This window comes from Bifidobacterium jacchi, from assembly GCF_009078285.1.
Lineage (GTDB): Bacteria > Actinomycetota > Actinomycetes > Actinomycetales > Bifidobacteriaceae > Bifidobacterium > Bifidobacterium jacchi.
In genome coordinates, this window is record NZ_RQSP01000047.1 from 4,083 (window position 1) to 15,631 (window position 11,549).

At 60.1% G+C, this 11,549-nt stretch carries 4 protein-coding genes and 1 pseudogene; 3 read left to right on the forward strand and 2 right to left on the reverse strand.

The features are described from left to right. Positions 1–34 precede the first annotated feature (34 nt). Entirely contained in the window at positions 35–5,824 is a 5,790-nt protein-coding gene (locus EHS19_RS09285; RefSeq protein WP_151917477.1) for a metallophosphoesterase, read from the forward strand. An 825-nt stretch (positions 5,825–6,649) separates the two neighbouring features. Next, positions 6,650–8,074, forward strand: a complete 1,425-nt coding sequence (locus EHS19_RS09290) for a hypothetical protein (protein ID WP_151917478.1) — start codon at positions 6,650–6,652, stop codon at positions 8,072–8,074. Between the two features lie 802 nt (positions 8,075–8,876). Here EHS19_RS09290 and EHS19_RS09295 read toward each other — a convergent pair. Next, entirely contained in the window at positions 8,877–9,665 is a 789-nt protein-coding gene (locus tag EHS19_RS09295; protein ID WP_151917479.1) for a hypothetical protein, read from the reverse strand. Between the two features lie 13 nt (positions 9,666–9,678). Further along, positions 9,679–10,248 carry a papain-like cysteine protease family protein gene (locus EHS19_RS11780; protein WP_151917480.1) on the reverse strand — a complete coding sequence of 190 codons (570 nt, stop codon included), beginning with the start codon at positions 10,246–10,248 and terminating at the stop codon, positions 9,679–9,681. Positions 10,249–10,928: 680 nt separating this feature from the next. Between EHS19_RS11780 and EHS19_RS09305 the strand changes: the two are divergent. Next, positions 10,929–11,444 (forward strand): annotated as a pseudogene (locus EHS19_RS09305) (PTS sugar transporter subunit IIB); the annotation flags it as partial. Positions 11,445–11,549: the final 105 nt, after the last annotated feature.

Here is an 11,549-nt window from a genome sequence, read left to right on the forward strand (position 1 = left end):
CACCGACGCGTGGAACTTCCACGAAGGCACCAAGGTGCGCGAGCCCGCGCCCTCCATCGACGACTCCAAGGGCCACACGTTCATCGATCAGGACCCCCACTTCCAGACCACCGATTCGACCGGCAAGAAGATGACCCAGGGTGCCACCGATCCCGCCTACTTCCGCTATGTGATGGGCGATTTCGGCTACAACCAGGCCGCCGAGCAGGACAAGAACAAGCCCGCCGACCAGCCCAGCCACTTCTTCCACAACCCGGGCAACGCCAACACCGACTTCAACAGCGCCAACCACTACCGTGACGCCAACGGTCAGCCGACCGCAGTCGCCGGCGAGCTGAGCTACTACGTCGACGAAGGCGACTTCCGATTCGTCGCCATCGACTCCGGCCGCTACAGCCCCGATGCTCAAACCGGCTACGCCTACAACGAGCACATCACCGGCGGCCGCATCGACCCGACGCTGCTGCCGTGGCTCACAGCCGTCACCAAGGACGCCGACTCCAAGGGCAAGACCGTGATCGGATTCCTCCACCACGGCATCGTCCCCCACTTCGTCAACGAGGACAAGACCCTTAGCGAATACGTGATCGACAACTGGCAGCAGAACGCCACCGCACTGGCCGACGCCGGCATGCGCTGGGTGTTCAGCGGCCACATGCACGCCAACGATCGCGCCGACTACGTGAGCCCCAACGGCAACCAGCTGACCGACATCCAGACCGGTGCGCTCGCCAGCTACGGCACGCCGGTGCGCTACGTCAACTTCTACCGCGGACAGGCGCTCGGCGGCGATCAGGGTGCGCGCCACGCCGAAACGATGGAGGTCAAAACCGTGTCCGTGGGCCGTAATCCCGACGATCCGAGCAAGACCGTCGATCTGACCGTGCACTGCGGCTATGGCATCACGCTGCCCAAGGATGAGAACGGCAACTGGGAGGCGTGCAACACCAGCACCCACGAGCAGGTCATCCACAACCTTCAGGCGTACACCAAGCGCAAGCTGTACGGCGACGGCATGATCAACGACATGGCCGTCGGCACCATCCGCCCGATGCTCGAAAAGATCGGCAAGCAGGGACTCAAGAACTATCTGGCCGAAAACCAGCCCGATCTCGACATCAAGCAGACCGTGCTCACCTACCTGCAGCAGTATCTGTCCAGCCCGCTGACCGTGACCAGCAGCATGTACACGATCCAAGCGTGGTATGCGAACGGCGCCATTCATCTCAAGGGCATCGGCGGCGTCGCCCAGACGCTCGGCGAGACCACCATCAGCGACCAGCAGCTCATGGCCGTCGTCGATGACCTCATGGCGCAGATCGACACCAAGTTCCTGCAGAACCCGGATTATCTGACCGGCGAGATCAAGAATATCGTCGAGAAGATCTCCACGATGCAGCCGGTGTCGAACTCCGGCTACACGATCGTCAACCTCGTCTCCGACCTGATGACCAACCATCTGCAGGGCGGCGAAGGCGGCCAGAACGCGGTCAACACCGACAAGATCAACGCCGGCGCCGACGCGATCGGGCAGGGCAACATCGTGCGCGACATCATCAACCTGCTGCTCGACACGGTCGCCCCGACCAACGGCGGCGGCACGCTCGACGGCATCACCTCGCAGCTGACGATCAACTGGTCCAAGGCAGGTCTGAGCGGCCTGTGGGGCACCGCGATCAACGTGGCCACCTCGAACGGCAACCTCAAGGGCACGCTCGACGCGTTCGGATTCAAGGCGCCCAAACTGCGCTCCCTCATCAACGACAAGGTCGAGGAGTACATGAGCCCGAGCTTCCTGACGGGCATGGGCGGCATCATCAAGACGATCATCACGCAGATATCCACCGATTCGGTCGGCGAGGATGACGTCGAAAACAGCGGCAAGGCGGTGACGATCACCTACGTCGGCACCAAGCAGCCGTTCGATCCGGACGATGCCGCCGCCGGCGCCGGCCAGCCCACCCAGATCTCGATGAGCCTGGGCAAGGACACGGTCAAGAACCGCACCTTCCGCTGGTACGCTCGCTCGTTCTACGACACGACCAAGGTCAACAACGACACCCACGCCTACGATCTGACCACGCTGCCCGGCAAGGTGCAGGTGTGCGGCGATGCGGCGTGCTCCAACGTCGTCGCCAGCGCCGACGCGAAGGCCGAACAGGTGATCAAGCCCAAGACGCTGCTCAACCTCGGTCTCACCTCCGGCTACGGCAAGGATCTGTACACCAAGTACTCGGCCGAAGTGACCGGTCTGACGGTCGGTACGCAGTACTGGTACCGTGTGCAGTCCGGCAGCCAGTGGAGCCGCACCACCGCGTTCACCACCGGCGCGAAGAGCGACAAGGACGATTCGTTCTCGTTCCTCAACGTCGATGACTCGCAGGGCATGATCGCCTCCGACTACGACACCTACCACAAGACGCTCGCCGCGGCCCAGGCCCAGATGCCGAACACCGCGTTCACCGTGCACGGCGGCGACGTGGTCGACGAAGGATCCAACGAGGACTACTGGACGTGGCTGCTCGACGGCGACAACGAGCGTTCGATGGCCGTCGTGCCCGCGACCGGCAACCACGAGGACAAGTCGCACGTCGAAGGCGTGACCGACCCGAACTCGATCATGAGCCACTTCAACATCCAGAGCCTCAACGTCCCCACGCAGGATCAGACCACCGGCACGTACTACTCGTACACGTACAAGAACGCGCTGTTCGTCGTGCTCAACAGTAACGATCTCAACGAGGACAACGCGATCAGCGCCAGCCAGATGGCATGGGCGCAGCAGGTCGTGTCCGACTCCAACGCCAAGTGGAAGATCATCGTGCTGCACAAGTCGCCGTACTCCAACGGCCCGCATCACGCGGATGCCGACGTGGTGCAGATCCGCAAGCAGCTGACCGCGTTCGCCGCGACCAACCGCATCGATCTGGTGCTTTCCGGCCATGATCACACGTACAACCGCACCGAATGGCTTGACCGCAACGGCGACAAGACCACCGTCGAGACCTCGACCAAGGCGTACGCCGGTCAGAACTTCACCGTCGCGAACAACCCGACCGGCACCGTGTACGCGATCGCCGGAACCGCAGGCGTGAAGAACTACCAGCAGCATGACGATCCGGACGTCGAATCGGCCGTGTCGCTCAAGCTCGACGTGCCCGCCTACGCCGGCATCAACATCGAAGGCGACACGCTGTACTACCGCGCCTACAAGGTGGCGGACGGCAGCTCGCAGCTCATCGACTCGTTCGCGATCGACAAGAGCAAGGCCGCGACCAAGACGCCGGTCCAGCAGGTGATCGACAGGATCAACGCGCTGCCCAGCGCCTCCGAAGTGCAGCTGAGCGACGAGTCCGACGTGGTCGCCGCCGAACAGGCCTACGAGGCGCTCGGCGCCGAGGACAAGCCGAAGGTGACCAACCACGACAAGCTGGTCGCCGTGCGCAAGACGCTCGACGCGCTCAAGGCCGCGGCCAGCGGTCAGGCGACGCCGGTGTGCTCCAAGAGCGATCTTGAGGACGCGCTGAACAGGCATGACCCGGTCATCCAGATCAACTGCGACTTCCAGGTGGAGAACAACAGCTGGTTCCCGAACGACTCGCGCATCCTGCACGTCGATCAGGACACGATCATCCGCTCCAACGGTTCTGCACACACGATCAAGCAGGTCGAATTCCAGGTGCGCGGGGGTGCCCGACTCATGCTCGACGGCACCAACGGCGGCATCACGCTCGACGGAATCCGCACCGGCGGCAGCCTCTACACCAGCACGCAGCCGGTGTACGTGCAGGGCGACACCGCGTCGCTCGTCACGCGCGGCACGGTGACGCTGCAGACCAAGTACGGCCAAGGCGACAACAACGGCAACGCCGTCAACGTCTCCGGCAACAACGCCAGCGCCTACCTGAGCAAGGGCACGTCGCTGATGGGCTCCAACTACGGCCTCAAGGTGACCGGCGTCAACGCCAACGTCACCATCGACGGCGGTCAGATCGCCTCGTTCGGCACCTACAACGGCAACGGCAACTACGGTGGCATCCAGGCCAACGGCACGCTGACCATCAACGGCGGCACGATCTCCAGCGTTCAGGCCGGTAAGAAGCTCGTCATCAACGGCGGCGAATTCAAGGATGTCGCCGGCGGCGAGATCAAGCAGACCGCCAGCCCGAACAGCCGCGTGCAGATCGACGGTGGAGCGACCGCCTACATCACCGGCGGCAGCTTCACGCCGATCGACGGCATCAGCTTCCTCGCGGCCGACAACTCGACCGTGAACATGAAGCCTGATGCGGCCGGCAACCTTGCATTCGGCCTGAATCTCGGCGCCAAGCCGTACATCGGCACGCCGAACAGCGCCAACTACAAGGACGTGACCGCCAAGTACACGCCGACCGGCTCGTCTCCGGCGCTCGTCGCCGGACAGGACGGCCTCTACAAGGCCAGCGGCTCCAACGTCAGCACGCTTGAGCAGCTCGCCGCCGACCAGGCCACCGCGCTCAGCACCACCGCGAACGGCAACGTCGGCAGCGACGGCCTCGCCTCGATGACCACGACGCTCGCGCAGGGCACGACCACCGTGTTCGGCAAGGTCAAGCTCAACAACAAGGGCGTCCCCGGACTCGGCGGCAACGGCCAGTTCTGGGTGTACGGCAACGCCGCCACCTTCGAGAACAACCCGGTCACCGCAGTCAAGATCGACACGCCCAAGCCGTTCGTCGCGAACCTCAACGCCGCGTCGAAGTTCGGCCTGACCGCGCACATCGAGCCGGCGAACGCGCACGACCTCTCGCTCAACTGGTCGTCCAGCGACGGCAACGTCGTGCGCTTCGACGATGCGTCCAAGGGCGTGGCGACGGCCGGCGCGAACGGCCAGATGACCGGCATCGCGACCGTGACCGTCAAGTCGGCCACCTACCCGGATGCCGCATCCGACACGATCGAGTTCATCGCCGTGCGGCCCAGCGTGAACGGACCGGCCGCGCTTGACGACGCGACCCGCAGCGTGACGCTGGTTGCCGATGCGGGCGTGGGCGGCACGACCGGCAACATCACGCTGGGCAGCCACAAGGCCACCTGGCAGTGGAGCGTCGACCAGCCGTCCATCGCCACGATCGACGCGAACACCGGCGTGCTCACCAAGGCAGCGAACGGCAAGTCCGGCGTGGTGACCGCAACCGCCACCCTGGTGCTCGACGGCCGCGCAACCGACGTGACCGCAACCAAGACGGTGAACGTGACCAACACGCTCGCCACCGGCGAATACTACGTCGAATGGTACAAGAAGGAAGGCGGCGTGGCATCCGGCAAGGATCTGCCCGCCAACCAGTGGATGAGCCCGGCCGCAGCCAACGGCCGCATCTTTGCCGGCTGGTTCTCCGACCCGACCTTCCACACGCCGTACAAGCCGACCAGCGGCAAGGCCTACGCCAAGTTCGTGAACGCCAACCTGCTCACCGTCAAGGTGCAGTTCGCCAGCGGCACGACCGCGCAGTCCAGCACCACCACCGCGCGGTTCATCTCCGCGCTCGACGGCTACGACTACGACCTCGTGTCGTACAGCGTGGCGATCGAGGGCCTCGACAAGCCGCTGGAGATCAAGAACACCAACGCCTACACGTCGATCAACGTCAGCGGCAAGACCGTGACGCCGGCGCAGATGTTCAACGATCCGAGCGCGAAGCTGTTCTCGACTGCGCTGCTGCGCGGCATCCCGAACAGCTACTTCGACAAGGCGATCACCGTGACTCCGGCGTGGCGCACGCTCGACGGCACGCTCGTCACCGGCACCGTCCGCACGTTCAAGGTCGCCGATCTGGTCAAGTAGCGTCAAGTAGCCAGGTTCGCGGCGGCTTGCGTGCGAGCCCGGCGAGCCAGCCGGGTGAGCCAGCCGGGCGAGCTGGCCCGCACTGCGGGACTCCAGCCATCCAATGCCGGGCCCGACGAATGACGGTTCACGTCACTCGCCGGGCCCGGCATTTCATGTGTGCTGTGTGCAGTGCTAGTGTGCCGCGTCAGAAGTTTGTTGATTGCATTCCCGGCTCCCCTTGTCAGGACAGCACCGTAAAGCAAACAGCGGAGCTGTTTGTAGGTGCTGTGCGAGCCGACCGGCGAGCAGGCATACTGCGCGCGGAGCGCGTCCATCCTTGCAGGACGAGCTGGCCCGCGAAGCGGGACTGAGGGGTAGTGAATTCGTCAACGCATTTCTGACGCACAGGATGCCAGGCGTGTGCCGTTCGCCCGCTGTTATCCCACTGTTTGACGCTGCGTCGCTTGCGATATGGTCCGGCTTTGCCATGCGGCCGTACCATGACGTTATTCAATCCGGCTGACTGCCGTGCGTCCGGATGTGCTGCGTAAGAAGTTCGTTGATTATATTGTTGGCTCCCCTTGTCAGGACGTTGCCGTTAGACAAACAGCAGAGCTGTTTGTAGGCAACGTTGCTCGACGACAGTCGAGCCGGCAGGATGCGCGCGAAGCGCGTCCATAATTGCAGGACGAGCTGGCCCGCGAAGCGGGACTGAGGGGTAGTGAATTCGTCAACGAATTTCTGACGCAGGACACTAGATATGCTGTTGTGTCGCGCAAGTCATGCCATGTGTGATGGCCGAATGCATGGCTATGCGAGGCGGAATCGAGTGCGATGAATCCTATGATGAACCCCAGCGCAATCGCCGACTCCGAACCGCTGTTGTGCCGCATCGCCGGCGTGGAATGCCGCGTGAATGGGTCGCTGCCGGTCGCGCTGCGTCCCGCTATCGATCGAATGATCGCTGCCGATAGCGATGCCGCTGGTGGTGACGCTGGTGATATCGACGGTGGCATCGACACGTTGTGGACGCGGCGATTCGAGCCGTATCTGATCGACCAGTGGGCCGGCGTCGACCGCCGCCCGGTTCGCGCGTCGGTCCGCCGGCCGGAGTTCGTCAGCGTGATGCGGGCGCTCGCCAACGCGGCAACGCCTACCGTGTCTTCATCTGGCGCGGTGCCATCGGCTGTCTCGACACTCGGACGGGCGCGCATGCGCATTGAGATCGCCCAATCCGAATGTCTGCGCCGATCGTTGTTCGCCGGCCTGCCTCGCAGACGCGTGCTGGCGGTGTCCGGCATTGCGATCGAATATCGCGGCCAGGGGTTCGTGTTCTCTCAGATCGGGGGATTCACGGGTGATGCAGGCTATGTCGTCGATATCGGCGGGGTCGGCGAGGGTGGCCGGGTTGACGGCATTGGCGAAGCTGGCGATTCCGGTGGAGTCGGCGGCATTGTTTCGGGAGGAGCGGGCGTATTCGAGAACGGCGCATGGAGCGTGAGCGTGCCGAGGGAGCGCTCCGATGATGCTCGTCGGCCGTTGACTCTGTTGGAATCCTACGTACTGCAATGGCGGCGCTGGCTTGGCGACGACGTGCGCATCATCGGCGACGGTTGGCTTGCGCTGGGCGTGGCGAAGCATGGCCGCGAACGGTTCATTACCGTGTCGTCCACGCCATGGAATCGCCGCGACGACTGGTCGCGCAACGTCACCGTGCCGCTCGACGGATGGGTGTTCGCCGGAGCCGCACTCGGCGGTTTCGCGTCGGACGATACTGCGTTGGACAGTGCCGCGTTGAACAGTGCCGCGTTGAACAATTCCGCAGTGGGCAGCGTGACGCGTGGCGGCACTGCGCGTGGTTCGGGGGTGGAAGGCGGCATTGACCCCACCGAGCGTGCCGAGCGGGTCGGGCATGTCGAGCGGGCTGAGCGGATCGCCTCGGTGCGCATTCGCGGCATCGATCCGGGCTCGGCCAGTGATCGTGCGGTGCGATCATCGTTCATGCCGCAGGATGGTGTTGGCGCGGCTGCGGCCCTTGACATGCTCGATTCGATTCTCACGCTGACCCCGGTCTATGACATGACGATCGGATTGTCCAGCGCCGCCGAGCTCGGTGGCGCTTCCCGCTTGGAACAGGGGGAGGCATACGAGTCTGTGGCTCAATCCGCGGTGCGCGACGGGTTCGAGGCACTGACCGGTATGCGCTATGCGGATTGCAGGCTGGACTTCGCCCCGCCGATCACCCCCGGCACCGCACTCTGGGCCTAGCATGCCGTGCCGGCGGTTCGCCGACTGCGTACTTGGCTCCCCCTGTCAGCGCAGCTGGCCCGCGAAGCGGGACCGGGGGACAGCTGTAGGACAGGAGTGTTTTCGGCAATGGCGCATTGGTTGCCAATTGGCAACCATTCATGCAGTGCGATTCCTTGATATACCGCCATTCATGGCTTTCCGATTGGTTGCCAATTGGCAACCAACATGCCATTGCCGAAAACGGTGTCCATTATCCTAGTGGTCTGTCTCGTAATTGCGGATCGGGCTGTCAGCGAAGCTGACTGGGGGAGAGAGAAGCTGGACCCCATTTATTTATATGGATTGACCGGTTCTTGTCTCACAAAGTCTTCTGTGCGAACGAGTAGCTCATAGGTGTAGACGCAAGCCGTGGTGGCATCTTTGCCGTGACTCTCCTCTTCGGAGACTATACGCGGTCCAACGATAATGGAACATGATACATCGCTGTTGATGCCTTTTGTCTCAATGAGCAGCATGGAGTCCGTATAATCAACGTTATATATGGGCAGTGTTTTCTGCCAGGATTTGTGGAATGATTCCATCCATAATATTTTACCTGATTCAATGAATGTCGCTGTAGCGTGCTCACTTGCCTTTGCGGAAAGAGACAAGGGCGGAGACCCGAGGAAAGAATCGTCCTCTGCTGCGATCGAGTCGTTGCTATCGTTGCTGCTGAGGATGTGGTTAGCGTGCATGGCAGTGTATGCAGCGAATACTATGCATACAATAACCATGAGGGTGACGGATACGGTTTTGTAGTTGATATACCGCGATTTCATCGTTATTCCAATCGCTGGTTTCTACCTGTGGCAAACACTATCGGTATTGCGACCACAACAATAGTCGCGGCAACTACGCCACCTGCAAGACTCATGGAAAACCCTTGTGTGTGCTGATGTTCGGCTTTACTGTTGGATGTTGGAATAGTCCTACTAGCTCCATTGGCATACGATGAGTATTCGTCATGCACCTGTGATGTATCGTCTCTTGACGTAGAGTCGTTGATTTCGACGAGACCTTCATCGAGATTTGATCGTTGAGGCAGAATGCTTTTCGCGGAGGGATTCAGCGCGGTGATGAATTGTTCGTTCATCGTGTATACTGCTCGCGATCGTAGATCGATAAGAAGCATGTTATTGTAAGCCATATTTCTAGGCATGTAACGAACCAGATCGCTGTCTATGAAGTACGAACCAAATTCGACCACTCCATTATGGTTCCATAATTCCAAAGCTCCATGGGGTAGATCTTGCATCGTTACTGGAGCAACCCATATATATTCTGAAAGTATAGTTGATGATTTAAGCGAATCCCATTGTTGAGCCGGATATATGAAATAGACTTTGATTGGATCATGAATTGTGAAAGTGCTTGTTGGCTTGTTGCTAGCTGCCTCTATCAGGGTTTTAGCTTGAGGGTATGATTCATCTGAGTTAAGAAAAGAGACTGCAGAATCGTAGCTAATATGAGTAGCGTCAGTTGCTTGTGCCTTATATGGGCACAATGCGATAATGAAAACTGTCAGCATTGAGATTAGTAGAGCATGATTTAGCTTCTTATTGGTCAGCATTTTGATTCATCTCCTATTTCCTGAATCCGTAATATGTTTGATTCCATATATGACCGTTGCCGTTTTTGACCCATTCAAAGGTTCCTGAACTGTATCCTTTAGCGGGATCGACGAGCGATAGCACTAGCTGCCCGGGATCGGTTGTGTATCCTCTTGCTACAACAAGATGCCCGATGCTCTGATTTGTGTATTTCCAACGTACCATGAAAGGAAATCCATTATTAATCTCTTTTGTGATTTCTGCACTATTGAACGCTCTATCAACCCTCATTCCAGCGTTTCGAATGCCGCTACTATTGAGTGCGCGTTTTATTTCAGTTGCGCCTCCCGGAGTGTCGTTGCAAGTAGATTGCTTAGTGCCCCATTTCACGTATTGGCATACTGATACATTCGAACCACCGAGGTAGACTGAGACACTTTTCGATGAAGCTGCCCAGCACCAGTTTTTTGCGCCTGTGCCATATTGTGAGTAGTACGGCACACTGAGATATTTGGATGATGCGAATGCGGAAGGGCTACCAATTCCACACAAGCCTATGGAACAAAAAATGAGAACGAGAGAACTTGTGACTCTTCTTTTCATGATGATTCATCCTAGATTTAGTTACGAATAAGTGCTGGGATAGTCAATCATTGACTACCGTGAAGTTCGATTCCTAATCGAAGAGATTAATTAACTATATCATAATTTATGGAACAACCGCAATCCGGATTATGCGCGCACTTTCAAATGAGCCATCTTGCTGTCGACGTGAGTCAGCTCAGCGACCTGATGCATAGGTCCGGACATGACATATTTGAACAAGACACTTGTTCGGATCACGGACATCGGCATGGAAGACACCGAATCCCCCCCCCCACAAGCCGACGAGGCGTGATACTGACATTAAGAGTCGTCGTTAGCGGATCGGCGAGCATCTGATACCAGGTCGCAAGCTGCCCAGGCGCGCCGGGGTGCGGTGGCGCGGGGCGCCAGGTGAGTCTTGAGATATGCAAAACGTTGGAATTCCGGGAGACACGCCGCGTTTGTCACGAATGTGAAAACGCAGTATATTCATTTACGACTTTAATGCAGGGTTGCTACTCGCAAGACGCAAGACCTGAGACATGGATGCATGTCGCCCGCCGGTACCGGCTCGTTCGGTACTGAGCGGCGGTATGCACCTATGTCTCAGGTCTTTTTTGTTTTTGCCGTTGCCGCCGCTGCAGGAGAGGCAAGAGAACAGAGCGAATCAACGATCGATTCACGAAAGGATAACTGAGATGGCTGAATCAACGGCATCGCAGATCATCGACGCGATCGGCGGCGCTGCCAACGTCAAAAGCCTGACGCACTGCGCCACCCGACTGCGTTTCGAGCTGAACGACGCGAAGAAGGTCGATCAGCATCGTCTGGACACCATGAAGGGCGTGCTCGGCGCGGTCCCGCAGTCCGGCGACCGCTATCAGGTTGTGATCGGCGGCCAGGTGGCGAGCGTCTACGAGGAGATCATGCATCTTCCCGAGATGGCGAACGTCGGCGCGGCAGCCGGTGCCGCCGGCAAGTCCGCCAACGGCGAGATGTCCGACGCCGAAGTCAAGGCCGCCGAGCGCGCCAAGGCCCGCGGCAAGGTCGCGTGGCTCGACAACTTCTTCGAATACCTCGCCGACTCGTTCCGCCCGATTCTGGGCGTGCTGCTCGGCGCGTCGATCATCATCGCGCTCGTCAACCTGTTCATTTCGCTGGGCGTGATCGCCGGTGAGACCGCGAACACCTCCCTCGTGTTCATTCAGGCGATCGGCGGGTTCCAGTGATCGTTGCAACACCTGACCGACCGACGGGAGGAACAGGTGGGCAGGTGGTTGTTCGAGGGCGTGGAGTACGCGACGAGGTCGCAGATGTGC

Excerpts from the sequence above, each read along its gene's own strand:
- EHS19_RS11780 (WP_151917480.1), bottom strand. The coding sequence starts at position 10,248 with ATGAAAAGAAGAGTCACAAGTTCTCTCGTTCTCATTTTTTGTTCCATA.
- EHS19_RS09290 (WP_151917478.1), top strand. The coding sequence starts at position 6,650 with ATGATGAACCCCAGCGCAATCGCCGACTCCGAACCGCTGTTGTGCCGC.
- EHS19_RS09295 (WP_151917479.1), bottom strand. The coding sequence starts at position 9,665 with ATGCTGACCAATAAGAAGCTAAATCATGCTCTACTAATCTCAATGCTG.